The sequence below is a fragment of the Micromonospora sp. NPDC047467 genome (assembly GCF_040643095.1).
Classification (GTDB): domain Bacteria; phylum Actinomycetota; class Actinomycetes; order Mycobacteriales; family Micromonosporaceae; genus Micromonospora.
Genome location: NZ_JBEYTO010000013.1, coordinates 104,056 through 130,414 on the forward strand (window position 1 = coordinate 104,056; position 26,359 = coordinate 130,414).

The window sequence follows — 26,359 nt, forward strand, 5'->3', positions numbered from 1 at the left end:
GACCGGGCGATCAGGCCTTCGGCGCGAGGCTGAAGTCGATGATCTGCTCGGGGGTGATGTTCTGCTTGAGCGCGCCCGCGCCCTGCAGGATCGCGATGCTCTTCGCGACCCGGCCGCTGTCCAGCGTGCCGATCGCCGTGCCCGAGTTGCCGGAGCGGACATACGCGGCCATCAGGTCCAGCTCGGCCGAAGCCGAAGCCGGGTTCGCGGCCTCCACGTTCTTCTTCAGGATCTCGCCGGCCTCCTTGGAGTTCGCCAGGCTGTACTCCAGGCCCTTGAGCAGCGCCGCGGTGAACCGCTTCACCATCTCGGGCTTCTCCTTGGCGATCTTCGAAGAGGTGATCAGGACGTTGCCGTAGAGGTCCTGCATCACGTTGCTGTACGGCAGCATGACGGCCTTCTTCTTGGCCGCCGCCTCGATGGTCGGCTGACCGACGACGAACTGGCCGATGCCGTCCACCGAGCCGTTGGCAAGCGTGGTGATCAGCGTCTGCGCCTCACCGTTGACCCAGGTCACCTTGCTGGCGTCCACACCGGCGAGCCGGGCGTACGTCGGGAACAGGTTGCGGACCACGGAGCCGGGGGTGTCGGCGAGCTTCTTGCCCTCCAGGTCCTTCGGAGAGTTGATGTTCTTGCCCTCGACGGTGGCGATGCCCGCCATCGTGCGCTGCTGGATCGCGGCCACCGCCACGAAGTCCTTCGCCTGACCGTTGCCGAGCTGGAGCAGACCGCCGGTGAGGTCGATCGGTCCGAAGTCGGCCTGGCCACCCACGACGGTCTGGATCACGCCGCCGGTGCCCTGACCAGCCTTGATCTCGACGTCGAAACCGGCCTCCTTGAAGAAGCCCTTCTCCTTCGCCACCCAGGCGTAGGAGTCGCGGCCGAAGTTACCGAAGGAGGTGAGGTAGGTCACCTTCTCCAGCGTCCCGCCGTTGCCGCCCTTGGCGTCGTCCGACGAGTCCGACCCGCTGCTGCAGGCGGAGACGAGGGCGAGGGCAGTGGCCAACGCGGCCGTAGCGACCGTACGGGTCAGCCTTCTCATCAGTAGCACCATGTCCTTTCCGACCGGGGCCGCAGGCCACGGAGGGGTTGTCGCGACGGGACCGGCAGGAGGGGTGGAAGCCGGGCACCGCCGTCGTGAGGGGACTCTTCGCGGGCACAGCGTACGAGAAACCCACCTTTGCGACGCCAGGCATATCGGGTTGCGGAACGGAAACAACCTGACGACCCACCCCGGACGGTGCGACACGGGGACGAGACGGCTAGCCTTTGTCGGATTCCTGACCGTCCACTCAGCGGAGGTCCACCGGAGATGATCCGACTGTCCGGGGTGTCGCGTACCTTCGAGGGCCGGTCCGGCCGGGTAGAGGCGCTACGCGGCATCGACCTCGACGTCGCCGAGGGCGAGTTCGTCGCCGTGCTCGGGCGCTCCGGGTGCGGCAAGTCCACGCTGCTGCGGCTGATCGCCGGGCTGCTTCCACTGACCTCCGGCGAGATCACCGTGGCCGGCACGCCGATCACCCGGCCCCGCCGCGACATCGCCATGCTGTTCCAGAAGCCGGCCCTGCTGCCGTGGCGCACCGTGCTGGACAACGTCATGTTGCCGGTGGAGATCTTCGGGTGGAGCCGCGCCAAGCACCGCGAGAGGGCCCGGCAACTGCTCGACGTGGCCGGGCTGTCCGGCTTCGAGAAGCGGCTGCCGCACGAACTCTCCGGCGGCATGCAGCAGCGGGTGTCGCTGTGCCGGTCACTGATCGGCGAACCCCGGGTGATGCTGATGGACGAGCCGTTCTCCGCGCTGGACGCGCTCACCCGCGAGGAACTCTCCGGCGAACTCCAGCGCGTGCACATGGAGAACAAGCCCACCATCGTCTTCGTCACCCACTCGATCGACGAGGCGGTGCTGCTCGCCGACCGGGTGGTCGTGCTGAGCCCGCGCCCCGGCCGGATCCGCAAGGTCGTCGAGGTGAACATCCCCCGACCCCGCACCCTGGGCCGCAACGCGCACCTCGCCGACGTCGCCCAGGTCAGCGCCGACCTGCACGAACTGTTGATGGAACGCGACCAGCCGGCCACGGCCGGCGCGGAAGGACGATGACCATGCGGGTGTCGGTGTTCACCGAGCCGCACCGGGGCGCCAGCTACGACGACCAGCTCCGGTTCGCACGCCTCGTGGAGGCCGGTGGCTACGAGGGCTTCCTCCGCGCCGACCACTACCGGGCGATGGGCGACGACCCAGGTCTGCCCGGCCCGACGGACGCCTGGCTGACCCTCGCCGCGCTGGCCCGCGAGACCGAACGGATCCGGCTCGGCACCCTGGTGACGTCCGCCACGTTCCGCCTGCCCGGCCCGCTGGCGGTGATGGTCGCGCAGGTCGACCAGATGAGCGGCGGCCGGGTCGAGCTGGGCATCGGCGCCGGCTGGTACGAGCGCGAACACACCGCGTACGGCATCCCGTTCCCGGCCGTCGGTGAGCGCTTCGACCGGCTGGCCGAGCAACTTGAGGTCCTCACCGGCCTGTGGACCACGCCGCCGGGCGAGACGTACAGCTTCACCGGCGACCACTACCGGCTGGTGGACGCGCCCGCCCTGCCCAAGCCGGTGCAGGTGCCCGGGCCGCCGATCATCGTGGGCGGGCGCGGCCCGAAGCGCACCCCCGATCTGGCCGCCCGCTACGCCGACGAGTTCAACATGCCGTTCAAGTCCGTGGCGGAGACCGCGGGCGCGTACGACCGCGTACGCGAGGCGTGCGACCGCGCCGGACGCACCGAATCCGGGCATGCGCCGCTGGTGCTCTCCGCCGGGATCGTGGTGGCCATCGGCCGGACCGACGCGGAGGCGCAGCGGCGAGCCGCGCCACTGCACGAGAAGAGCGCGCTTCCGCCGGAGGACCCGGTGGTCGGCTCGCCCGCACAGCTCGTGCAGCGGATCGGCGAGTTCGCCGAGATCGGCGCCACCCGGGTGCACCTGCGCATAACCGACCTCATTGACCTCGACCACCTCGAGCTGATTGCCGCCGAGGTACTCCCGCAACTGGACGGTGCACGATGAGCGAAACGATCGACGCGACCGAACTCGGGCCGGTGGGCCAGGAGATCGTGTACGAGAACGACAGGGTCCGGGTCTGGCACATCCGGCTCGAACCGGGCGAGCGGCAGCCCCTGCACCGGCACGACCACCCATATCTGGTGATCGCGGTCCAGGGCGCCAAGAACATCGTGCAGACCATCGACGGCACCCGAATCGACGCCGACGAGCCCACCGGCGGAGTCGTCTACCGCGACCCCGGAGCGGTACACATGCTCACCAATGTCGGGGACACGACATACCTGGCCCGGTTGGTCGAACTCAAGTAGACCCGCCGGGGTGTGCCCCGGCGCGCCGCGCGGCGCGCCGGTGGCGATCGGGTGTACCGGGTGCGTAACGTGCCCGACATGGCCTTTCGGACCTGGGGCAAGCTCCTGCTCACGGCGCTCGGGGTGAGCGTGCTGGCCGGAGCGGGCCAGCTCGGCGTCGCGTACGGCTTCGGCATCGTCCGACTCACCGGCGCCTTCTCCGGCACGACCGTCAACCAGTGGCCGGCCCAGCTCGTCTGGGTCGGCTGGTTCGCCGCGAACGCGGCCGTGGCCGGTGCCGTCCTGACCGGACGCCTGGCCCGCCGGGACGCCCCGGCTGCCAGCACCGGTCGGCAACTGGCCATCGGCGGCGCGGCAGCGCTCGGTGCCACCGCCGTCGCCCCGCTCTGCATGCAGCCCGCGCGAGCGGCCGAGCTGATCTCCATCGACCCGGTCTGGGCGGTCGGCATCTGCGCCGTGCTCGGCGCGGTGATCGGGGCCGGTGCGGCGATCGCCGTCCTGCTCCGGCCCGAGCTGGGCTGGAACATGGCGGCCGTGGCCGGCGCGGTCTGGTTGCTGGCGCTGATCTCCGTCCTGCCGTCGCTCGGCACGGTCGGCCCGCTGCCCACGGTCCGGCTCGGCGTACTCGAACCGAGCTGGCTGGCCGACGCCGCCGCGCAGCGGCTGGCGCTGCTCCTGCTGCCCATCGTGGCGCTGCTCGCGGGGGCGGCGACGGCCGGGCTCGCCCGCTGGCGCGGCCAGGTCCCGCTGGTCAGCGGAGCCACCGGCGTGGCCGGTCCGGTCCTGGTGGCGTTCGCCTATTTGACCGCCGGCCCCGGCGACGCGGTGGATCGCTACCAGACCACTCCCTACTACGGCGCGTTGATCGCGGTTCTCGCTGGCGCGCTCGGGGCCGCTGCCGCCGCCCTGTTGCGCTGGCCCCTCCGTGCCGGCACCGCCGCTCCGGCGGCGATCGAGCCCACCGACATCCTGCGCCCGCTGCCCGCCGGCCCGGCCCTGCCGGGCGCCGCGCCGTCGGCGGGTCCGGCGGGCGCCGGGGACGACACCGAGCCCACCAGCGCGGCCACCTCCGGCGCGGAGCTGGTCGGGGCCGGGCCGGGCTCGCGCGCCAACGACGACCTCGCCGCCGTACGCACCGTCCCCGCCCACTGGGACTGGCCGTCGACCACGGCGAGCGGTCAGCATGGGCCGGTTCCCTCCGACCGGTCCCGAGCGAGCGCGTCCGCCGCACCGGCCGGCGACGACTCCCCCGGGACGGGCCGAGCGGCCACCACCGAGATCATCGGCTCGGCTGGCGCGGCCTGGACGGCCAGCGTTCCGGCGGGTCGCACCGTCGGCACCCCAGCAGACAACCTGGGCGGCAGCGACCCGACCGCCAGCACGGCGACGACCACGAGCGGCGCGGCCCACTCGACCGTCGACCGCGCGACGACCAGCGACCCAGCCAGCACGGCCACGGCAGACACGGCCACACCGACCCGTGCGGGCACGGCAGGCACGGATACGGCAGACACGGGCACGGCAAGCACCGTGGCGGGCACGAGCACAGCAAGCGCGGGCACGGCACGCACGAGCACGGCAAGCACGACCACGGCGGGCACCGGCACGACAGGCACGAGCGCGGGCACGAACACAGCGGGCGCTGGCGCGGACACGGCAGGCGCTGGCACAAGCACGGCAGGCGCGGACACGGACACGGCGGGCGCAGGCGCGGGCGCGGAGACGGCGGGCGCGGGCGACGGGCCGGCCCCCAAGCCGCGCCGGACCCGCAAGCCGAAGGCCGCCACGGCCGGCAGCACCGAGGGTCCGGCCGACAGCGCGGCACCGTTCGAGCGGGCTGCCGCCGCCGACCCGACCAGCGGTGCCAGCACCTCGGACGCGACAGTGCGGGCGTCCCACTCCTCTGCCCCGGGCACTGCCCGACCCGCGTCCGGCAGCCCGGAGGTGGGCGTCGCCGACAGCGCCACGCAGGCCGAAACCGATGTCACGGCGGCACCGACCGCCGGTCGCGCCCGCAAGTCCGCGCGGCCCGGCAAGGCCACCGACAGCACGCCCCGGCCGGGCGAAGAGGCCGACCCGACACCGCGCCCGGCCGACGAGAGCCAGGCCACGCCGCCCCCCGGCGGTCAGGACAGCGCGACCGGTCGGAAGAGTCAGCGCGGCAAGGCCGTCTCCAGCACCGCCGCTGCCTCCACCACCGGGACGACCACGCAGCCACGTGCCACGGCCGGCTCGGCCGGTGAGTCCGCGGTCGCCGACGCGTCCGGGACCGGCCGCACCGAGCCGCCCGCGACCGAGGATGGTGCCGGCGGCCCGCTGTTCGGTGTGCCAGCCGCTGGCGACACGGAGACCGACCGGTGGACGCCGGCCCCGCCGGCCTGGCCGTCGACCCCGGCGTGGACGACGTCACAGGCCGCTGACACCGGGCCGTCCACTTTGGGCGCTCCGGTCGCTGCCGGGGATTCGACCGAGTGGACGCCCCGGTCCCGGCACCGGGCACCGCTGCCGGACCTGAGCCGCGCCAGCACCTGGGACGCCTTCAACACCGCCCGCCGTACCGGCCCGGCGCAGGCCGACTCGACGGCGGCCCTCTGGACGACGCCGACCAACTCGGCCGGCACCCCGGAACAGACCGTCGGCACCCCGGCAGGTCCCGACGAGGGTGCCGCCGCCGACCCGGGTTCGCGTGAACCCCGCGCCAAGGGCCGCCGCTGGGGCCGAGGTCGCGCCGAGGCGGAGCCGGCCGCGCCGTCCACGGTCGTGCCGGAGCAGGCGGGCGCTCCCGACGTCCCCGTCGACGGGCCGGCCGGCGGCGACGCCCAGCCGGTCGCGTCGACGTCCACCGACGACGCGGAGCAGCAGCCCTCCCGGCGGGGACGGCTCGGCGGTCTGTTCCGTCGCAACCGGTCCCGGGCCGACGAGGAGAACCGACCCGAAACGGATGCGACGGAACCGCTACCCACGCAGGACGAGGAGTTCGTCGACTGGGTCGCCGGCCTGAGCAAGCCGGTCGTGGACAACGAGCCGGAGCAGGAGAGCGGCCGTCGCTCGCTGCGCTCCACCGGCCGCCACCATCGCGACTGAGCCGATCAGGCCAGCGGGAGGTAGACCCGCCCACCGCCGGAGACGAACTCCTCCGACTTGTCCTTCATGCCGCGTGCCGCGTACTCCTTGAGTTCCTGGGTGATCTTCATGGAGCAGAACTTCGGGCCGCACATCGAGCAGAAGTGCGCCGTCTTCGCCGGCTCGGCGGGCAGCGTCGCGTCGTGGTACGAGCGCGCCGTCTCCGGGTCCAGCGAGAGGTTGAACTGGTCCTCCCAGCGGAACTCGAACCGCGCCTTCGACAGCGCGTCGTCCCACGCCTGCGCGCCCGGGTGTCCCTTGGCCAGGTCCGCCGCGTGGGCCGCGATCTTGTACGCGATCACGCCCGCCTTGACGTCGTCGCGGTCCGGCAGGCCGAGGTGCTCCTTCGGGGTGACGTAGCAGAGCATCGCCGTGCCGAACATGCCGATCATCGCGGCGCCGATGGCCGAGGTGATGTGGTCGTAGGCCGGCGCGATGTCCGTGGTCAGCGGGCCGAGCGTGTAGAACGGCGCCTCGTGGCACCACTCCTGCTGGAGGTCCACGTTCTCCTTGATCTTGTGCATGGGTACGTGCCCCGGGCCCTCGATCATCACCTGTACGTCGTGCTCCCAGGCGACAGTCGTCAGCTCGCCGAGGGTGCGCAGCTCGGCGAACTGCGCCTCGTCGTTGGCGTCCGCGATGGAGCCGGGGCGCAGCCCGTCACCGAGGGAGAACGTCACGTCGTAGCGCGCCAGGATCTGGCACAGCTCCGCGAAGTTCGTGTAGAGGAAGTTCTCCTCGTGGTGCGCCAGGCACCAGGCCGCCATGATCGAGCCACCTCGGGAGACGATCCCGGTGACCCGGTCCACGGCCAGCGGCACGTACGGCAGCAGCACCCCCGCGTGCACCGTCATGTAGTCCACGCCCTGCTCGGCCTGCTCGATCACGGTGTCCCGGAACACGTCCCAGCTCAGCTTCACCGGGTCGCCGCCGACCTTTTCGAGGGCCTGGTAGATCGGCACCGTGCCGATCGGGACCGGCGAGTTGCGCACGATCGCCTCGCGGGTCTCGTGGATCCGCTTGCCGGTGGACAGGTCCATCACGGTGTCCGCACCCCACCGGGTGGCCCAGGTCAGCTTCTCCACCTCCTCGGCCACCGACGAGCTGACCGCCGACGTACCGATGTTGGCGTTCACCTTGACCAGGAACGCCTTGCCGATGATCGCCGGCTCGCACTCCGGGTGGTTGACGTTGAGGGGCAGCACCGCCCGCCCGGCGGCGATCTCCGTCCGGACCAGCTCCGGGTCGACGTTCTCCCGGATCGCCACGAACTCCATCTCCGGCGTCACCACCCCGGCCCGCGCGTAGGCGAGCTGCGTGGGCCGGCGACCGTCCGCACCGGCGAGCGGCGTACCCGCACCCCGCACCGGCGCCACGTCACCCCGCTCCGCGATCCACGGCCCCCGCAGCGGCGGCAGCCCCACCTCGGGATCGGAACCGGGACCGGACGTGTCGTAGAGCCGCACCGGCGGGTTGTCCCCGGACAACCCCACCTCGGCGAACGGCACCCGGACATCCGGCCGAGAACCCTCGACGTACACCTTGCCTCGTGCCTGCATGACAGCCTCCCTGGTGATCAAGCGGACCAGCCGAAGTGATCCAGCGGCCCGCGCCCCGCGCCCAGCTCCCAACCCCGCCCGCCGGTCAGCGCGCGGAGCACGTACTCCTTCGCGGTCCCCACCGCCACCGGCACCGGATCGCCCAGCGCGAGCCGCACGGCGATCGCCGCCGAAAACGAGCACCCGGTGCCGTGGGTGTGCCGGGTGTCCACCCGCGGCCCGCGCAGCAGGGTGGTTACGCCGTCGCCGTGCAGCACGTCGACCGCCTCGTCACCGTCCAGGTCACCGCCGGTGACCACGACGCACTCCGGGCCGCCCGCCGCGAGGGCCTCGGCTGCCACGACCATCGCGGCCACGTCGTCCACCGGGCGCCCGGTGATCGCCGCGGCCTCCGCGCAGTTCGGCGTCGCCACCCGGGCGTACGGGAGCAGCCGCTCCACCGCCTCCACCACACCGAGCCGGTGTCCACTGGTGGCGACAAGCACCGGATCGACGACGAGCTGCGGCAACCGGCCGTTCCGAGCGGCCTCGGCCACCGCGTCCGCGACGGCGGGGGTGCCGAGCATTCCCGTCTTGACCGCTCGGACGGTGAAGTCGGCCAGCACGCTGTCCAACTGCTCGGTGATCGTGCTCGGGGGCAGCGGCAGTACGGCGTCGACGCCACGGGTGTTCTGTGCGGTGATGGCCGTGAGGACACTGGTGCCGTACGCGCCGAGGGCCGCGAAGACCTTGAGGTCGGCCTGGATGCCGGCACCGCCGCCGGAGTCGGAGCCGGCGATGGTGAGCACGGTGCTCGGTGTCACGTCTGGTCTCCGCTCGTCGCGGTTGAGGGCTCCGGGGTGACGGCCTCGTGGAAGACCCGGGTCAGAGCGACTGCCGCGTCGGTCGGGTTCTCGGCTCGTATGAGCCCGCCCAGCACTGCCACCCCGACGGCTCCCGCCTGGACGCACGCGGTCACCTGTTCCGGGGTCTCCACTCCACCCAGGGCCAGCACGGGCACCGGGCTGTCGCGGGCCAGCGTGCGCAGCCCCGAAACGCCCAGCGGCGGGCCGTAGCCGGGCTTTGTCCTGGTCGGATGGACGGGAGAGAGGGTGACGTAGTGCTCGGTGGTCAGCCGGTCCAGCTCGGCCTGGTTGTGGCAGGAGCGGCCGACCAGCGGGTGGGCCGGCGGCGGGTACGGGCCGGCGGCGGGCAGGTGCACGGCGTCACCGCCGAGCGGGTCGGGGCCGGCCACGATCAGGGTTCCGCCGACGTCGGCGAGGATCGCCCGCAGGTCGGCGGCGAGGGCGGCGCGCTCGGCGCGCGGCAGGTCCTTCTCCCGCAGCACCACCCAGCGCACTCCCCCAGCCACCGCCCGAGCGACAACCAGGTCGAGTGGTCCCGACGCGACCAGCCGATCGGTAAGCAAAACAACACCCGACGGCACGCTCCCCGCCGAGATCTTCGAAGGATTCGGCCCCTTGAGGGGCAGTTTGCTTCCAAGGTCTGCCCGACGGTGATCAGTGGCCCGAGACGTCGGGTTCACAGGTCGGGTCTTCCCTCGTCAGGGGTGGAGGCGAGCGCGTGGAAGCGACGGGCGATCCGGCCCGCCCCGGCGGCCAGCCGGCCCGCCTCGACCGCGTACCGCATCGCGGTCGCCATCGCCACCGGATCGGCGGCCCGGGTCACCGCGCTGGCCAGCAGCACCGCGTCGCAGCCCAACTCCATCGCCAGGGCCGCGTCCGAGGCGGTGCCGATGCCCGCGTCGAGGATGACTGGCACGTCCACGCTCTGCCGGATCAGCCGGATGTGGTGCGGGTTGCCGATGCCGAGCCCCGAACCGATCGGGGAGCCGGCGGGCATCACGGCCGCGCAGCCCACGTCGGCGAGCCGGCGGGCGAGCACCGGGTCGTCACTGGTGTACGGCAGCACGGTGAAGCCGTCGGCGACCAACTCCTCGGCGGCGTGCAGCAACTCCACCCCGTCGGGCAGCAGCGTCCGCTCGTCGCCGATCACCTCAAGCTTGATCCAGTCGGTGTCGAACGCGTCCCGGGCCAGCCGGGCCACCTTCACCGCCTCGGTCGCGGTGTGGCAGCCGGCGGTGTTCGGCAGCAGCCGTACCCCGCACCGGTCCAGCAGGTCCAGCAGCCCACCGGCGGTGCCGGGCGCGGTGTCCACCCGACGCAGCGCCAGGGTGACCAGCTCCGTGCCGGACGCCCGGATCGCCTGCTCCAGCACGTGCAGGTTCGCGGCTCCCCCGGTGCCGAGGATCAGCCGCGAGGTGAACGGCACCCCGCCCAACTCGAACGGCACGCCGCTCACCCGCCCTGCGCCGCGGTGAGCACCTCGACCCGGTCACCGTCGCGGAGCACCGTGGCCGGCCAGCCGGCCCGGGGCACCACCTCGCCGTTGACCGCGACCGCCACCCCACGCTGCTCGGGCACGATGTCGCGGACCAGGTCCGCCACCGACGCGCCACCGGGCACGCTGCGTCCGGTCCCGTTCACCGTCAACTTCACAGGTCCCCCTCCAGGGTCGGTTCAGCCCCGTCCGTCCCGCCGAACCGGTCGGCCCGAAACGGCGCGAGCAGCGGGTCGGGCACGCCGGTGGTCACCAGGTCGGCGATCAGGTCGGCGGTGATCGGGGTGAGCACGATGCCGTGCCGGTGGTGCCCGACGGCGGCCAGCACGTTCGGCCGGCCGGGCAGCGGCCCGAGGATGGGCGCGTTGTCCGGGGTGCCGGGGCGCAGGCCGGCGACCGCCTCGACGAGGTCGTACTCGGCCAACTCGGGCAGCAGGTCGACTCCGGCGCGGAGCAACCGCTGCACGGCACCGGCGGTGACACTGGTGTCCGACCGCTCCTCGACCGTCGCGCCGAGCACAACCTCGCCGTCGGCGCGGGGCACCAGATAGACGGGCTCGCCGTCGGCGTACCCCCGGATCACGTGCCGGAAGCCCGGCGCGGCGCCACCGGGCGCACGCAGCCGGAGGATCTGCCCCTTGACCGGCCGCACGGGCAGGCCGGTGAGGGCGGCCGCGCCACAGCCGGCGGCGACCACAATGACCCGGGCGTCCACGTCGGCCAGGCGGTGAACCGCCTGCGGCACGACCACGGCACCGGCTCGCTGCGCGGCCGTGCGCAGCGCCGGCACCAGCATCCGGGGGTCGATCTGGTGGTCGGTGGGCGCGAGCGCGCCGCCGCGCACCCTCGGCGCGAGCGCCGGCTCGTGGTGGCGCAGCTCGGTGGGGCGCAGCGGGGTCACCGGCAGGCCCAACCCCTGCTGGTACGCCCACAGCCGGCGAGCCTCGGCCAGGTCGTCGCCGGTCAGCCCGACCATCAGGGTGCCCTCGGTCCGGTAGCCGAGTTCGGCGCCGGTCGTGTCGGTCAGCTCGGCGGCGAAAGCCGGCCAGCGGGCGGCGGACGCCACCAGCAGTTCGGTGAGCTGCCGCTCGCCGAAGTACGCCTCGGCGACCGGGGCGAGCATCCCGGCGGCCACGGCCGAGGCACCCGACCCGGGAGCCGGATCGTGCACCTCCACCCGCAGCCCTCGGGCAGCGCATCGCCAGGCGATCGCCAGCCCGATCGGCCCCGCCCCCACCACCGCCACGTCCACGGGGCGGGGGGTCAGCACGTCAACGCCCGGAGCAGCCCGGCGGTGGCCTCGGCCGGGTCGGCGGCGGTGGAGACGGCGCCCACCACCGCGACCCCGTACGCCCCGGCGGCCCGCAGTGCCGGCACCCGGGCGGCGGTCACGCCGCCGATCGCGATGACGGGCACGTCGACCGCCTCGGCGACAGCGCGTACGCCGGCAGGGCCGATCGGGTCCGGCAGGCCGGTCTTGGTGCTGGTGGCGTGGCACGGGCCGACGCCCAGATAGGTGGCTCCGGCGGTGACCGCCTCGACCGCCGTTGCCGGTACGCGGGCGGTGGCGCCCAGCATGCCGGTGGGGCCGAGCACCCGGCGGGCGGCGGCGACGGGCAGATCCTCGGCTCCGACGTGACCGCCGTTGGCGCCCACCGCGAGCGCCACGTGCAGACGGTCGTTGACCAGGCAGGTCGCCCCGTACGGCGCACAGAGCGCGAGCACCCGGCGGGCCAGGTCGTACGCCTCACGGTCGGTGGCGGAGTCCTCGACCCGGACCTGTACGACCAGGTCGGCGCGGGCCGCCGTGAGGGCGGCCCGGACCACGGTGAGGGGATCACGCCCGGGTCGGGTGTCGGTGATCAGATGCAGTCGCCCAAGGGACGGCACGGCAACTCTCCTCCCTGCGCCGGCATTATCCGGATCAGGTTCGACGGTCGGGGGCTGTCAGCCCCCCTCTCAGCCCGGTTCACCGGGCTCCCGTGGGTTACTTGCGTGTCACCGTACGACAGTTCGGTCGGCCTGCCAAGGGAGGGTCGCATGGGTCATACGGCGAAATCCGATGGGTGCTTCATCCCGGTCCTGTTCGGAATGTCGCCCGCCGTTGCAGAACCGTTACCCGCCGGCATCTTGCCCGACATAGAACCAACCGAATTAATTTGTTCAGCGATTCGACAAAATGCCGGCGCGGACACCCTGGCACGGTGTCCTCACCGGCTCCATCTGGGACGGTCTTCGGCGAGCCGGCCCCCGCGATCCCTGTCCACCGCGACAAAGGAGGCGGCGTGTCCCGAACTCGTCGTGCCCGCGTACCACTCACCGCTACCCTGATATCCCTGGCCCTGGCCTCGACAACGCTGTTCGGCCTGCCGGCGCAGGCGGCTCCGGCCGCCGCTCAGGTCCCCCCGCAGGCCGCCAACCCGGTCAGCCAGGTGGCCCCTCAGGCCGCCGCCGACCCCTTCTCCGTCCTGGTCTTCTCCAAGACCGCCGGTTTCCGGCACGACTCCATCCCCACCGGCGTCGCCGCCATCCAGCAGCTCGGCGTGACCAACGGGTTCACCGTGGACGCCTCCGAGGACGGCGCGGCGTTCAACGACGCCAACCTCGCCAAGTACAAGGCGGTGATCTGGCTCTCCACCACCGGTGACGTCCTCAACGCCGAGCAGCAGGCGGCGTTCGAGCGGTACGTGCAGGCCGGCGGCGGTTACGTCGGCATCCACGCCGCCTCGGACACCGAGTACAGCTGGGCGTGGTACGGCGACCTGGTCGGCGCGTACTTCGCCAACCACCCGGCCAACCAGCAGGCCACGGTCAAGGTGGAGGACCACGCCCACCCGTCCACGGCCGAACTGCCGGACCGCTGGTCCCGGTTCGACGAGTGGTACAACTTCCAGACCAACCCACGGCCGGACGTGCACGTGCTGGCCAGCCTGGACGAGAAGAGCTACAACCCGGGCGCCGGCGCGATGGGCGCCGACCACCCGACGGCCTGGTGCCAGGACTTCGACGGCGGCCGTTCCTGGTACACCGGGGGCGGGCACACCCGGGAGTCGTTCGCCGAGCCTGAGTTCCTCAGCCACCTGCTGGGCGGCATCCAGACGGCGGCCGGCGTTGTCGACGCCGACTGCGGCGCCTCGAAGACCTCCAACTTCGAGAAGGTCACGCTGGACAGCAACACCAGCAACCCGATGGAGCTGGACATCGCCGCGGACGGGCGGGTCTTCTACATCGAGCGTGACGGTCGGGTGCAGATCATCAAGCCGGACACCGGCAACACCGTCACCGCCATCGACCTGGACGTCTTCACTGGCAACGAGGACGGCCTGATCGGCATCCGGCTCGACCCGGACTTCGCCACCAACAAGTGGGTGTACCTCTACTACGCCCCGAACGACGGCATCGCGCGCAACCTGCTGTCCCGGTTCACCGTGACCGGCGACACCATCGACGCGGCAAGCGAGAAGCAGGTGCTGCGGGTCGACACCCAGCGCAACACCTGCTGCCACGCGGGCGGCAGCATGACCTTCGACAGTGACGGCAACCTCTACCTGGCGACCGGTGACAACACCAACCCGTTCGAGTCGAGCGCGTACACGCCGATCGACGAGCGGTCGGGCCGCCAGGACTACGACGCGCAGCGCACCTCCGGCAACACCAACGACCTGCGCGGCAAGGTGATCCGGATCCACCCGGAGGACGACGGGACGTACACGGTCCCGGCGGGCAACCTCTTCGCTCCGGGCACCGAGAAGACCCGTCCCGAGATCTACGCGATGGGCTTCCGCAACCCGTTCCGGATCGGCACCGACCCGAAGACCAAGACGCTGTACGTGGCGGACTACGGGCCGGACGCCAACTCGGACAACCCGAACCGTGGCCCCCGGGGTCTGGTCGAGTGGAACGTCGTGACGCCCGGCAACTACGGCTGGCCGTACTGCACGGGCACGAACGAGGCGTACAACGACTACACGTTCCCGTCCGGCCCGAGCGGCGCGAAGTTCGACTGCGCGGCACCGGTGAACAACTCGCCCAACAACACCGGCCTGACCAACCTCCCGCCGGTCGTCCCGGCCACCGTCGACTACGGCTACGCCGGTGACGCGCGGTACCCGGAGATCGGCGGCGGCGGCGCTCCGATGGGCGGCCCGGTCTACCGGTACGACGCGGACCTCAACTCGGCGCGGAAGTGGCCGGCGTACTACGACGGCAAGGCTCTGCTCGGCGAGTGGAACCAGTCGAAGATGTACACCCTGCAGATGACCGCCGACGGCAAGTCGCTGGTGGACATCAACCAGTTGCTCACCGGGATGACCATGGTCCGGCCGATGGACTTCGAGTTCGGCCCGGACGGCGCGCTGTACCTGATCGAGTGGGGCAGCGGCTTCGGCGGCAACAACGACAACTCCGGCGTCTACCGGATCGACTACACCGCCGGTGACCGCGCACCCATCGCGGCGGCGTCCGCCACCCCGACCTCGGGTCCGGCGCCGTTGACTGTCACCTTCTCCAGCGCCGGCTCCCGGGACCCGGACGGCGGCACGCTCACCTACGCCTGGGCCTTCGGCGACGGGCAGACCTCCACCGAGGCCAACCCGACGCACACGTACGCGGCAGCGGGCAGCTTCACCGCCCAGCTCACCGTCACCAACCCGAAGGGCCGTACCGCGGTGGCCAACGTGCCGGTCACCGTGGGCAACACCGCACCGACCGTGAGCATCGAGTTCCCGCCGGACGGTGGCTTCTTCAACTGGGGTGACCAGGTCCGCTACTCGGTCAAGGTGACCGACCCCGAGGACGGGCAGATCGACTGTGACAAGGTGCAGCTGCAGGTGCTGCTCGGTCACGACGAGCACGCCCACCCGCTGGAGCAGCACACCGGCTGCACCGGCACCGTCCAGACGTCGCTCGCCTCCGGGCACGGCGCCGAGGCGAACGTCTTCGCGGTCTTCGAGGCCACCTACACCGACGAGGGCGGTGCCGGCGGTTCCGGCCCGCTCACCGGCCGGGCGATCGAGATCCTCCAGCCGAAGCAGAAGCAGGCCGAGTACTTCACCGCCACCGGACGTGCGCCGGTGAGCACCGGCGGCGGAGACGCCGGCGTGCAGCGGGAGACCGGCGCCGACTCTGCCGGCGGCGGTCAGAACATCGGGTTCATCGAGGACGGCGACTGGTGGTCGGTCGCCCCGGCGGACCTGACCAACATCACCGAGATCCGGTTCCGGGCCGCCTCGGCCGCCGCTGGCGGTCGGATCGAGGTCCGCGCGGGCGCGGTCGACGGACCGGTGGTCGCCACGGCCACCGTGCCGGCGACTGGCGCATGGCAGACGTACACGGACGTGAGCGCGCCGGTCACCGGTGCCGCGAGCGGCTCGCTGTTCTTCCTGGCCCGCGATCCGAACGGCGGGACGGGCTCGCTGTTCAACGTCAACTGGATGGACTTCATCGGCCGGGGCGTCACCGAGAACGCGCCGCCGGTGGTCAGCGCCACCGCCACCCCGGCGACCGGCACCGCGCCGGTCACCGTCGCCTTCGACGGCACGGCCACCGACGCCGAGGGTGACACCCCGCTGACGTACGCCTGGGACTTCGGTGACGGAGGCTCGGCGACCACCCTGGACGCCAGCCACACCTACACCAGCCCGGGCACCTTCACGGCCACCCTCACGGTGACCGACAGCAAGGGCGCGAAGGCGTACGCCACGGTGCCGGTGCGGGTGGACGCGCCGGACACGTCCTGCTTCGGGGCGCGTTCGGACGACTTCAACGGCACCAGCCTCGACAAGGCCCGGTGGACCAGTGTGGTCCGGGAGAACCAGCTCTACTCGGTCAGCGGCGGCGCGCTGCGGCTGCCGACCGGCGTGGGTGACCTCTACGGCGCTCGCAACGACGCCACCAACCTGGTGCTCCAGGCGGCTCCGACCGGCGCCTGGGAGATGACCACCAAGGTCACCCTCCCGGTGACGGCCAACTACCAGCAGGCCGGCCTGCTGGTGTACGGCGACGACGACAACTACGCCAAGGTGGACCTGCTGTACAACGGCAGCCGTCGGGTGGAGTTCATCCGGGAGACGGCGGCCACTCCTCGCAACGAGGCCGCCGACGCCACCGCCGCACCTGCCGGTGACACCGTGTACCTGCGGATCACCAGCGACGGAACGAACCTGACGGCGGGCGTCTCCGCTGACGGGCAGACGTTCACCCCGGTCGGCCGCTCGGCCGCGCTCGCCGGCATCACCAACCCGCGGATCGGGGTCTTCGCGCTCAACGGCGGCACCGAGGCGCCGGTGGTCGACGCGGCCTTCGACTCGTTCCAGGTCACGCCGGACGCTCCGGCCGGCCCGGTCGACCCGTCGGACGAGTTCACCGGCAGCGCGTTGGACAAGTGCCGGTGGGACGCGATCCTGCGGGAGGACCCGGCGGGTTACCGGGTGACCGGTGGCGCGCTGCGGATCGACGTGCCCAACGGTGACATCTACGGCACCGACAACACCGGGCCGAAGAACTTCATCCTCCAGACCGCGCCGTCGGGCGACTGGACCCTGGAGACGAAGGTCGACGGCAGCCTGTTGGACGAGCAGTACCAGCAGGCCGGTCTGATCGTGATGGCGGACGACGACAACTACCTGAAGTTCGACTTCATCGCGGACAACCAGGCCGGCCAGACGGTGTCGCGGCGGATCGAGTTCCGCAGCGAGGTCGGCGGGACGGTCCAGAACCCGCAGCCCGAGGCGGGCAACCTGACCTCGGCGGTGTGGCACCTGCGGCTGGCCCGCAGCGGCGACACGTTCACCGCGTCGTACTCGGCCGACGGGACGACCTGGACGGCGTTGACGGCACTCACCAACAGTGCGGTCGGGGCCACCCCGAAGGTCGGCCTGTTCACCCTCGGTGCCAACCAGACGGCGTCGAAGACGGCCTCGTTCGACTACTTCCGGCTCAGCACCAGGGCGGTCGACGAGACCGCGCCGGTGACGACGGCGGCGGTGTCCGGCACCCCCACCGACGGGTGGTACACCGGGCCGGTGACGGTCGCGCTGACCGCCGCCGACGAGGCCGGTGGCAGCGGTTTGGCCGGTACGTCGTACCAGCTGGACGGTGCCACCACCTGGACCGCCTACACCGAGCCGGTGACGGTCAGCGGGGACGGCGAGCACGAGCTGCGGTTCCGCTCGACGGACCAGGCCGGCAATGTGGAGTCGACGAAGACCGTCTCGGTCAAGATCGACGCCACGGCGCCGGTGACCTCGGCGACGTTCGCTCCGGCGAGCGACGACGGCTGGCACAACGGGACCATCCCGGTGGTGCTGACCTCGACCGACGCCGGTTCCGGCGTGAAGACGGTGGAGTGGTCTCTCGACGGTGGCGCGTGGACGCCGTACTCGGAGCCGGTCGAGGTGACCGGTGACGGGCAGCACGAGCTGCTGTTCCGCTCGACCGACAAGGCGGGCAACGCCGAGACGCTCAAGTCGGCGGTGCTGCGCATCGACGGCACCAAGCCGACGCTGCTGGTGTCCGGAATCGCCGACGGCCAGCTCTACGGGGACAGCCAGGACGTTCGGGTGTCCTGGCAGGCCGTCGACCCGACCTCGGGCATCTCGTCCGTGGTCGGCACGCTCAACGGCAAGGCGTACGCCAGCGGCACCCTGCAGGCCATGTACGAGCTGCCGCTCGGCCTGCACGAGCTGACCGTCACCGCGACCGACAAGGCGGGCAACAAGACCACCTCGACGGTCCGGTTCTTCGTCACCACCTCGTTCCGGGACATGCAGAACCTGCTGGACCGGTTCAAGGCGACGGGGCGGCTCTCGGCCAAGGCGCACAAGGATCTGACGAAGAAGCTCGACGCTGTCCGCAAGGCGGAGGCGTCCGGCAAGGACGACAAGGCGCTCAAGGAGCTGGAGGCCTTCCGGAAGCTCGCCGCGGACACCAAGCTGGTGACCGAGGCGGAAATCCGGGACGTGCTGATCCGCGACGCCGACGCCATGACGGTGCGGCTCGGCGGGACGCCTGCCAGCAACGCCGGGGTCAAGGCGAACAAGGGCAAGCCCGTCAAGGGCGCCGGGCGACTGGGTGAGGACGTCACCCGACTCGCACCGGGCCGCCAGCTCTGATCCATCCGAGGCCCCTCCCCGACACCTCGGTGTCGGGGAGGGGCCTCCTCAGTTTCAGTGAGGAGACGTCCGTGACACGTATCCGCACGGTGGTCACCGCCGTACTCGTCGGGTTGGCCCTGGCTCTGCTCTCCACGGCCCCGGCGGCGGCGCACACCGGCAAGCTCAAGCTGGAAGTCGCCGGTGACGGTGCCGAGGGGGTCACCATCCAGGCCACCTACGGCGACGGGCACCGACTGGACAAGCCGGTGCGGTTGGTCCTCACCGGCACCGGCCCGGACGGGCAGCAGCTCGGCCCGCTGCAACTGGAACCGGCACCCGAGGGGCAGGGCTTCTACAGCAGCGGTCCCGTGCTCTCCCCCGGTCGGTGGCGGGTGACGGTGACCGCGCCGGAGCCGAATCCCGGCAAGGCCACCGCCGAGATCCAGGCGAAGGTCGCCCAGACGCCGCCGGCTCCCGCGCCGGTGGCGGTGACGGCTCCGATGGACGCGGACCGCGCCACCGGCGGCGGCTGGTGGCCGATCGCGGCCGGTGCTCTGGTGCTCGCCGCCGTCGCGATGGGGGTGGCGATGCTGTTCGGTCGCCGTCGCGCCGGCTGACCGACGGGCGCTGCGGCGCCCAACCGACGACCGGGCCGGGCCGCGACGAGCGGCCCGGCCCGTTTTCGGACCTTCGGGTCAGAGGATGGCGCGCAGCGCCGCCAGGTCCTCGTCGCTCGGCTCCCAGGTGCCGGCAGCGGCGTTGGCGTGCACCTGCTCTGGCGTGGTGGCACCGGCGATCACCGAGGTCACCGCCGGCTGGGCGGCCAGCCCACCGATCGCCACCTGGAGCACGGTCAGACCCCGCTCGGCGGCGTACGCCTCGATCGCCTCGATGGTGTCCCAGTCGGCCGCCGCGAGCCGCTCGGCGTACCGGCCGCCGCCGGAGAGCCGGCTGCCCGCCGGGGGCTGCTCACTGCGCTTGTACTTGCCGGTGAGCAGGCCGTTGGCGAGCGGGAAGAACGGCAGCATGCCGAGGCCGAACCGCTCGCAGGCGGGGATCACCTCGGCCTCGACGGAGCGCTCCAGCAGGCTGTAGTGGTTCTGTGCGCTGATGAAGCGGGCCCGGCCGTTGGACGAGGCCACCCAGTCCGCGTCGGCGATCTGCCACCCGGCGAAGTTGGAGTTGCCCAGGTAGCGCACCTTGCCGTCGCGGACCAGGTCGTCGAGGGCCGCGAGGGTCTCGTCGATCGGGGTGCCCGGGTCGGGCTCGTGCATCTGGTACAGGTCGATGTGGTCGGTGCCGAGCCGGCGCAGCGACGCCTCCACCGCGCGGGCGATGTAGCGCCGCGCGCCACGGGCGCCGTAGTCCGGCCCGTTGAGGCCGTGCATGTCCATGCCGAACTTGGTGGCCACCACCACGTCGTCGCGGCGGCCCTTGAGCGCCTGCCCGAGCAGCTCCTCGGAACCACCCTGCGGCTCGCCGTAGATGTCGGCGGTGTCGAACAGGTTGATCCCGGCGTCCAGGGCGGCGTCGACCACCGCGCGGGTGCCGTCGACGTCGAGCTTGCGGCCGAAGTTGTTGCAGCCGATGCCGACCACGGACACCACGAGCCCGGAGTCGCCCAGCCGGCGATAGGTCATCTCAGTCACGAGATCCACCCTATGCCGGCCGGGCGCGCCGTCGCCCGGGACCCGGTCAGCCCACGTCCCAGACCGGTTCCGGGGTCTCCACCACCTCGCTGTCGCCCCGGAACAGCACGAACCGGTCGAAGGATCGGGTAAACCAGCGGTCGTGGGTGACCGCCACCACCGTCCCCTCGAACGCGTTCAGGCCCGCTTCGAGGGCCTCCGCGCTGGCCAGGTCGAGGTTGTCGGTGGGTTCGTCGAGCAGCAGCAGGGTCGCCCCCGACAGCTCCAGCAACAGCACCAGGAACCGCGCCTGCTGCCCGCCGGAGAGGGTGCCGAACCGCTGGTCACCCTGCCCGGCCAGCTCGTACCGGCTGAGCACGCCCATCGCCGCGTGCCGGTCCATCCCGGTGCGGTGCTCGTCGCCGCGCCAGAGGATCTCGACAAGCGTCTTCGCCATCAACTCCGGCCGGTCGTGCGTCTGGGAGAAGTGCCCGGGACGGACCCGGGCACCGAGCCGGGCCGTGCCGGCGTGCGCCACCGGGGCGAGCGCGCCCGCGCCGTCGACCGGCCCGTTCGCCGGGTCGGGGTCGGTGCCGCCCCGGGCCAGCAGCCGCAGGAAGTGCGACTTGCCGGTGCCGTTGGCACCGAGCACCGCCACCCGGTCGCCGTACCAGATCTCCAGGTCGAAGGGGAATGTCAGGCCGTCCAGCTCCAGTTGCTCGCAGACGACCGCGCGCTTGCCGGTCCGCCCGCCGGTCAGCCGCATCCGGATGTCCTGGTCCTTCGGGGGTACGGGCGGCGGCCCGGCCTCCTCGAACTTGCGCAACCGGGTCTGCGCGGCCTGGTAGCGCGAGGCCAACCCGTCGTTGTACGCCGCCTTCTGCTTGTACATCAGCATCAGCTCACGCAGCTTCTGGTGCTCCTCGTCCCAGCGCCGACGCAGCTCGTCGAGGCGGGCGTGTCGAGCCATCCGTGCCTCGTGCCAACTGGCGAAGCCACCCGGGTGCACCCAGGCGCTGCCGCCCTCCACGGCGACCACCCGGTTGGCGGTCTGGGCCAGCAGCTCGCGGTCGTGCGAGACGTAGAGCACCGACTTGGTGGACTCGCGCAGCCGCGCCTCCAGCCAGCGTTTCCCGGGCACGTCGAGGAAGTTGTCCGGCTCGTCGAGCAGCAGCACCTCGTCCGGGCCGCGAAGCAGCAACTCCAGCGCGAAGCGCTTCTGCTGCCCGCCGGAGAGGGTGCGCACCGGTCGCTCCCGGACGGCGTCCCAGGGCTTGTCGAGCACGGTGGTGGCGACGGTGTCGAAGAGCACCTCGGCGTCGTACCCGCCGGCCTCGCCCCAGGCGCCCAGCGCGTCGGCGTACGCCAACTGCGCCTTGCCGGCCGCGTTGCTGAACTTGCCGCGAACCTCGGCCGCCCGCATGGCCGCCTCGGTCTCGCCGAGCCGGCGGCCGGCCTCGCGCAGCGGCGGTGGCGCTAGCGACAGGGCCAGGTCGGCGAGCGTCGTCTCGTCACCGATCATGCCGATGAACTGGCGCATCACGCCCAGGCCACCGGCCCGCGCGACGGCGCCGGTACGCACCGGCAGGTCACCGGCGACCATCCTCAGCAGCGTCGTCTTCCCCGCGCCGTTCGGCCCGACCAGGGCGACCTTGCTGCCCTCCCCGACCCGGAACGACACGTCGGCGAAGAGTTCCCGACCGTCGGGCAGGATGTGCCCGACCGCTGCCACGTCCACGTATCCCACGCCGGGATCCTGCCCCAGCACGGGCCGGGGGGACATCCAATTACCGGGTGACCCGCAGCACCCGGAAGCCCTTCTGGCTGGCGTACCGCTCGACCTGCCAACCCTGGTCGGTGAGCCACCGGTGCAGCGAGTCGCCGCCGAGGTGGCGGGCGACCACCAGCCAGCCGACGCCGTCCGGGGCGAGCCGGGGAAGCCAGCGCCGCAACAGCTCGTGGAGTTCGTCCTTGCCGATCCGGATGGGTGGGTTGGACCAGAGCTGGGCGAACCGTAGGTCCTCCGGCACATCGTCCGGCGCGCGGACCAGAATCCGGTCGGCGGCGTTCACCCGGGCCGCGTTGGCTTCGGTCAATTCGCGGGCGCGGGCGTTGACGTCGACCGCCCAGACGGTGCTCGCCTGTGCCAGGTCGGCCAGCACGCAGGCGATCGGCCCGAATCCGCAGCCGAGGTCGAGCAGGTCGCCGGTGGTGTCGGCGGCGGGCAGGTCGGCCTTGCGCAGGAGTACGGCGGTGCCGGGGTCGAGGCGGCTGGCGGAGAACACCCCGCCGGCCGAGACGAGCCGGTAGTCGCGGTCGGCGACGGTGAACTCGACCTCGCGCGCCGGGGCGTCGCTGGCGGGCTGAGCGGTGAAGTAGTGGTCGCCGGTCACGTCGGCAATTCTCGCACCGGCGCGAGCAGGCTCACGACACGGGCCACGCGCGCATTTCTGTATTATTACCCCCTAAAGGGACAATGACTCCTACTCTGGGCGACATGGTGTATCGGTACGAGTCCGATGAGGACGCATTCGAGGAGTACCCGGAGCCCGGGTCCGACCTGCCCGTGCGCGGTGCCGGGCCGCCTCCGCCCGCCGGGCCTTCTCCGTCGCGCTTCCCCGCCCCGTCGCTCCCTCGGGCGAACCAGTTGATGCTGCCCTCGGCCCAACCGCCACCGGTCGCACCTGCCGCCACCCCGGCACCGACCCCACTCGATCAGGTCTACACCTCTGCGCACCCGGTCGAGCCGCCGACCCAGCGCGGCGGTGGACGGCTCTGGCAGGCAGTGATCGGCGGCGCGGCAGTCCTGGTCCTGCTCGCCCTCTGCGGCCTGGGCGCCGCCGCTCTGCTGGCGGACCGCAACCAGGTGCCGCAGACCACCCCGACACTCCAGCCGAACGCCGCCGCCCCGTCCGCCACCGCGGAACGGCAGGACCTCGACTCCCGGGACACCGACCCGTCCCCGCTCACCGCCAAGGAACTCTTCCCCGGCAAGGAACTGCGGACCGCCGACGGCCAGCCCGCCTACCAGGTGCTCAAGACGCACTCCAGCGGCAGTTGCGCCGTCGCCGCCACCGGCGAGGTGGCCGACCTGCTGGTCCTGCTCGGCTGCAACCAGGTCGTACGGGCCACGCTGCGGGCCCCGGGCGGCGACCACCTGGTCACCACCGGCCTGTTCAACCTCACCGACAAGGCGAGCGCGGAACGGACCCGGGACCGGCTCCGGCAACTGCTCGACGAACGGCAGGGCCGCTTCCGGGGTCTGACCGCCGGCGAGGACGACGGCACCGACGTGCTGACCCGCGCACCGGCGCGGGTCGGCTGGCAGGTCCGCGGCCACTACCTGGCGTACGCGCTGGTGGTCCGCGCGGACGGGGCCGCGGTGAAGTCCGGCGACGCCAAGATCCGGGAGATCCTGTTCGACATGATCGAGGTGCACCTCAGCCGGGGCGTCCTGCAACGCCGGGCCGACACCGCCATGGCCACACAGCCGACGGCTGGGCCGACCGAACGCAGCGGGACCCAGAGCGGCAGCAACGACGAGTTGCCGGGCGACTGACCCCCGCAACCCCGTTGACGGGTGTGCCGCCGACCGGGGGCACACCCGTCGTCGTACGCGCCCGGGCGATCAGCCCTCCGACCGGCGCTGCGCCCTCGACCGGGCGATCAGCCCTCGACTGGCGCTGCGTCCTCGACCGGGACGCGCAGGCGGCGGGTGAGATCGGCCCGGCGGGCGTACTCGGCCGGGTCGGCCGGATAACCGACCTCGACCAGGGTCAGCCCGTGCGCCGGGGCCACCGTCACCTCACTGGACCGTTCCTGGCGGGTGAGCAGGCTGCCCGGCCACTCGACCGGGCGGCGGCCGTCGCCGGCCACCAGCATCGCCCCCACCAGGCTGCGCACCATGGCCTGACAGAACGCGTCCGCCTGCACGGTGGCGACCAGGATGCCGTCCGGGTCGCGACGCCAGTCCAGCCGGGTCACCTCGCGCAGCGTCGTCGCGTGCTCCTTACGCCGGCAGTACGCGGCGAAGTCGTGCTCCCCCACCAGGCCGGCCGCCGCGGCGTTCAGCGCGGCCAGATCCAGCGGCTTCGGCCAGGCCAGCACCTCGTGCCGGCGCAGCGGCTCGGCCCCGAACACGGCGTCGGTGACCCGGTACTCGTAGCGCCGGAAGGTGGCCGAGAACCGGGCGTCGAAGTCGGCCGGCACCTCGGTCATCGCCCGTACCCGCACGTCGGTGGGGAGCAGCCGGGCCAGCCGGCGCAGCAGCCGTCCCTCGTGCTGGCGCCACACGTCGACGGGGAGGTCCAGGTGACAGACCTGACCGGTGGCGTGTACGCCGGCGTCGGTCCGTCCCGCCACGGTCAGCCCGGTGACCGTGCCGGCACCGAGGACCAGGTCCAGGGTCTCGACGAGCACCCCGGCGACGGTGCGCCGGGTCGGCTGGGCGGCCCAGCCGGAGAAATCGGCGCCGTCGTACGAGACGTCCAGCCGCAGCCGGATCCGCTCGTCCACCTCGTACCTCCTGTCATGGGTCGGGCCCGGCACCCCGATGGGGGTGCCGGGCCCGACGTTGCCCTTGATCAGGCCTTGTTCTCGGTGGCCTCGTCGCTGTCCTCGCGGGCGGCGGCGGTGTCACCGGACGCCGACACCGGCGCCTCGGAGTCCTGGTCGGCCGGGGCCGACTGCGGGGCCTCGTCAGCCGGGGCGAGCGCCTCGACCTTGTCCTGCTGCGCGGCCTTGCGGGAGGCGGTCTTCTTGTTCACCTTGGGCTCGGCGACCTGAAGCTCCTCGACCAGCTCGATGATCGCCATCGGCGCGTTGTCACCCTTGCGGGGACCGGTCTTCACGATCCGGGTGTAACCGCCGGGGCGGTTGGAGTACCGGGGCGCGATCTGGTCGAACAGGGCGTAGACCACGTCCTTGTCCTTGACGACACCCAGCACCCGCCGCCGCGAGGCGAGGTCACCGCGCTTGGCCTTGGTGATGAGCTGCTCGGCCAGCGGACGCAGCCGCCGGGCCTTCGTCTCGGTGGTCTGGATCTTGCCGTGCTGGAACAGCGCGGTGGCCAGGTTCGCCAGCATCAGCCGCTCGTGCGAGGGGCTGCCGCCGAGGCGGGGGCCCTTGGTGGGCGTGGGCATTTTTGGTGCTCCTCAGTTGTGGCGGCAGCGCGGACTAGAGCTGCTCGGTCTCGCGGTAGTCGTCGGTGTCGTAGTCGGCCTCGCCGAAGGTGTCCACGACGTGCGCCGGGTCGAAGTTCGGAGCCGAGTCCTTCAGCCCCAGACCCATCCCGGCGAGCTTCATCTTGACCTCGTCGATCGACTTCTGACCGAAGTTGCGGATGTCGAGGAGGTCGGCCTCGGTACGCCCGATGAGCTCACCAACGGAGTTGATGCCCTCGCGCTTGAGGCAGTTGTAGGAACGGACGGTGAGGTCCAGCTCCTCGATCGGCAGAGCGAGGTCCGCCGCCAGCTGAGCGTCCTGCGGGGACGGCCCGATGTCGATGCCCTCGGCGGTCTCGTCCAGCTCCCGGGCCAGCCCGAACAGCTCCACCAGCGTCGAACCGGCGGACGCCAGCGCGGTACGCGGACCCATCGACGGCTTGGTCTCGACGTCGATGATCAGACGGTCGAAGTCGGTCCGCTGCTCGACACGGGTCGCCTCGACGCGGTAGGTCACCTTCAGCACCGGCGAGTAGATCGAGTCGACCGGGATCCGGCCGATCTCGGCGCCGGACTGCTTGTTCTGCGCCGCCGTCACGTAGCCCCGGCCCCGCTCGACGGTCAGCTCCATGTCGAGCCGGCCCTTGCCGTTCAGGGTGGCGAGCTTCAGGTCCGGGTTGTGCACCGAAACGCCGGCCGGCGGCTGGATGTCGCCCGCCGTCACGTCGCCCGGGCCCTGCTTACGCAGGTACATGCTGACCGGCTCGTCGTGCTCGGAGCTGACGCACAGCTCCTTGATGTTCATGACGAGCTCGACCACGTCCTCCTTGACACCGGGGATCGTGGTGAACTCGTGCAGCACACCGTCGATCTTGATCGAGGTGACCGCCGCACCCGGGATCGACGACAGCAGGGTGCGCCGCAGCGAGTTGCCCAGGGTGTAGCCGAAGCCCGGCTCGAGCGGCTCGATGGCGAACCGCGACCGGGTCTCGTTGATCGACTCCTCGGAGAGGGAGGGTCGCTGGCTGATGAGCATGTTGTCTCTTCTCTTCCGGGACGCCCGCTATTTGACGCCCACGACACAAACTGTTCCGGTGG

At 72.1% G+C, this 26,359-nt stretch carries 21 protein-coding genes and 1 riboswitch; of the genes, 7 read left to right on the forward strand and 14 right to left on the reverse strand.

The window, feature by feature from the left end:
* Positions 1-10: 10 nt before the first annotated feature.
* Positions 11-1,042: an ABC transporter substrate-binding protein gene (locus ABZ780_RS28620; protein WP_357006942.1), complete on the reverse strand. Its 1,032-nt coding sequence runs from the start codon at positions 1,040-1,042 to the stop codon at positions 11-13.
* A 270-nt stretch (positions 1,043-1,312) separates the two neighbouring features.
* Here ABZ780_RS28620 and ABZ780_RS28625 point away from each other — a divergent pair, with 270 nt between their 5' ends.
* The 4 genes from ABZ780_RS28625 to ABZ780_RS28640 all read left to right on the forward strand — a co-directional run bounded on the left by ABZ780_RS28625 (position 1,313) and on the right by ABZ780_RS28640 (position 6,440).
* Entirely contained in the window at positions 1,313-2,098 is a 786-nt protein-coding gene (locus tag ABZ780_RS28625; RefSeq protein WP_357006940.1) for an ABC transporter ATP-binding protein, read from the forward strand.
* Between the two features lie 2 nt (positions 2,099-2,100).
* A complete protein-coding gene (locus ABZ780_RS28630) occupies positions 2,101-3,051 on the forward strand; it encodes an LLM class F420-dependent oxidoreductase (RefSeq protein WP_357008171.1) in 951 nt (316 codons plus the stop codon).
* Entirely contained in the window at positions 3,048-3,356 is a 309-nt protein-coding gene (locus ABZ780_RS28635; protein ID WP_053653894.1) for a cupin, read from the forward strand. The genes ABZ780_RS28630 and ABZ780_RS28635 overlap by 4 nt, the downstream gene beginning before the upstream one ends.
* 78 nt (positions 3,357-3,434) lie before the next feature.
* Positions 3,435-6,440 carry a hypothetical protein gene (locus tag ABZ780_RS28640; RefSeq protein ID WP_357006937.1) on the forward strand — a complete coding sequence of 1,002 codons (3,006 nt, stop codon included), beginning with the start codon at positions 3,435-3,437 and terminating at the stop codon, positions 6,438-6,440.
* A 5-nt stretch (positions 6,441-6,445) separates the two neighbouring features.
* Here the strand turns inward: ABZ780_RS28640 and thiC are convergent, their stop codons facing one another.
* The 7 genes from thiC to thiE form a co-directional block, all read right to left on the reverse strand.
* Positions 6,446-8,038 (reverse strand): phosphomethylpyrimidine synthase ThiC, encoded by a 1,593-nt coding sequence (gene thiC / locus ABZ780_RS28645; protein ID WP_357488048.1) that lies wholly within the window; start codon positions 8,036-8,038, stop codon positions 6,446-6,448.
* Positions 8,039-8,055: 17 nt separating this feature from the next.
* Positions 8,056-8,841 (reverse strand): bifunctional hydroxymethylpyrimidine kinase/phosphomethylpyrimidine kinase, encoded by a 786-nt coding sequence (gene thiD / locus ABZ780_RS28650; RefSeq protein ID WP_357488049.1) that lies wholly within the window; start codon positions 8,839-8,841, stop codon positions 8,056-8,058.
* On the reverse strand, positions 8,838-9,479 hold the full coding sequence (locus ABZ780_RS28655; RefSeq protein ID WP_357488054.1) for a thiamine phosphate synthase: 642 nt from the start codon (positions 9,477-9,479) through the stop codon (positions 8,838-8,840). Before ABZ780_RS28655 ends, thiD begins: the two co-directional genes overlap by 4 nt.
* Before the next feature lie 80 nt (positions 9,480-9,559).
* The gene (locus tag ABZ780_RS28660) at positions 9,560-10,339 is read right to left on the reverse strand and encodes a thiazole synthase (protein WP_357488050.1); all 780 of its coding nucleotides are present in this window, start codon (positions 10,337-10,339) and stop codon (positions 9,560-9,562) included.
* Positions 10,336-10,536 (reverse strand): sulfur carrier protein ThiS, encoded by a 201-nt coding sequence (gene thiS / locus ABZ780_RS28665; RefSeq protein WP_357006925.1) that lies wholly within the window; start codon positions 10,534-10,536, stop codon positions 10,336-10,338. Before thiS ends, ABZ780_RS28660 begins: the two co-directional genes overlap by 4 nt.
* Positions 10,533-11,648 carry a glycine oxidase ThiO gene (thiO, locus tag ABZ780_RS28670; RefSeq protein ID WP_357006922.1) on the reverse strand — a complete coding sequence of 372 codons (1,116 nt, stop codon included), beginning with the start codon at positions 11,646-11,648 and terminating at the stop codon, positions 10,533-10,535. The genes thiS and thiO overlap by 4 nt, the downstream gene beginning before the upstream one ends.
* The gene (gene thiE / locus ABZ780_RS28675; RefSeq protein WP_357006919.1) at positions 11,642-12,268 is read right to left on the reverse strand and encodes a thiamine phosphate synthase; all 627 of its coding nucleotides are present in this window, start codon (positions 12,266-12,268) and stop codon (positions 11,642-11,644) included. The genes thiO and thiE overlap by 7 nt, the downstream gene beginning before the upstream one ends.
* A riboswitch (TPP riboswitch) is annotated at positions 12,263-12,372 on the reverse strand. Its footprint overlaps the gene before it by 6 nt.
* A gap of 291 nt (positions 12,373-12,663) precedes the next feature.
* Between thiE and ABZ780_RS28680 the strand changes: the two genes are divergently transcribed.
* Positions 12,664-18,489, forward strand: a complete 5,826-nt coding sequence (locus ABZ780_RS28680; RefSeq protein WP_357488051.1) for a ThuA domain-containing protein — start codon at positions 12,664-12,666, stop codon at positions 18,487-18,489.
* 71 nt (positions 18,490-18,560) lie between these two features.
* A complete protein-coding gene (locus tag ABZ780_RS28685) occupies positions 18,561-19,088 on the forward strand; it encodes a hypothetical protein (protein WP_357006913.1) in 528 nt (175 codons plus the stop codon).
* Between the two features lie 78 nt (positions 19,089-19,166).
* On the opposite strand, the gene ABZ780_RS28690 is transcribed toward ABZ780_RS28685, so the two are convergent.
* From ABZ780_RS28690 to ABZ780_RS28700, 3 genes are read right to left on the reverse strand one after another with little or no spacing between them, the layout of a single operon-like run.
* Positions 19,167-20,129: an aldo/keto reductase gene (locus ABZ780_RS28690; RefSeq protein WP_357006910.1), complete on the reverse strand. Its 963-nt coding sequence runs from the start codon at positions 20,127-20,129 to the stop codon at positions 19,167-19,169.
* 37 nt (positions 20,130-20,166) lie between these two features.
* Positions 20,167-21,846 carry an ATP-binding cassette domain-containing protein gene (locus ABZ780_RS28695; RefSeq protein ID WP_357006908.1) on the reverse strand — a complete coding sequence of 560 codons (1,680 nt, stop codon included), beginning with the start codon at positions 21,844-21,846 and terminating at the stop codon, positions 20,167-20,169.
* A 40-nt stretch (positions 21,847-21,886) separates the two neighbouring features.
* Complete coding sequence (locus ABZ780_RS28700; RefSeq protein ID WP_357006905.1) at positions 21,887-22,492, reverse strand: methyltransferase; 606 nt, start codon at positions 22,490-22,492, stop codon at positions 21,887-21,889.
* A gap of 104 nt (positions 22,493-22,596) precedes the next feature.
* Between ABZ780_RS28700 and ABZ780_RS28705 the strand changes: the two genes are divergently transcribed.
* A complete protein-coding gene (locus tag ABZ780_RS28705) occupies positions 22,597-23,658 on the forward strand; it encodes a hypothetical protein (RefSeq protein WP_357006902.1) in 1,062 nt (353 codons plus the stop codon).
* A gap of 107 nt (positions 23,659-23,765) precedes the next feature.
* On the opposite strand, the gene truA is transcribed toward ABZ780_RS28705, so the two are convergent.
* From truA to ABZ780_RS28720, 3 genes are all read right to left on the reverse strand, one after another.
* A complete protein-coding gene (gene truA, locus ABZ780_RS28710; RefSeq protein ID WP_357006899.1) occupies positions 23,766-24,614 on the reverse strand; it encodes a tRNA pseudouridine(38-40) synthase TruA in 849 nt (282 codons plus the stop codon).
* A gap of 68 nt (positions 24,615-24,682) precedes the next feature.
* On the reverse strand, positions 24,683-25,240 hold the full coding sequence (gene rplQ, locus ABZ780_RS28715; RefSeq protein WP_357006897.1) for a 50S ribosomal protein L17: 558 nt from the start codon (positions 25,238-25,240) through the stop codon (positions 24,683-24,685).
* 34 nt (positions 25,241-25,274) lie between these two features.
* The gene (locus ABZ780_RS28720) at positions 25,275-26,297 is read right to left on the reverse strand and encodes a DNA-directed RNA polymerase subunit alpha (RefSeq protein ID WP_007465227.1); all 1,023 of its coding nucleotides are present in this window, start codon (positions 26,295-26,297) and stop codon (positions 25,275-25,277) included.
* Between the last annotated feature and the right edge of the window lie 62 nt (positions 26,298-26,359).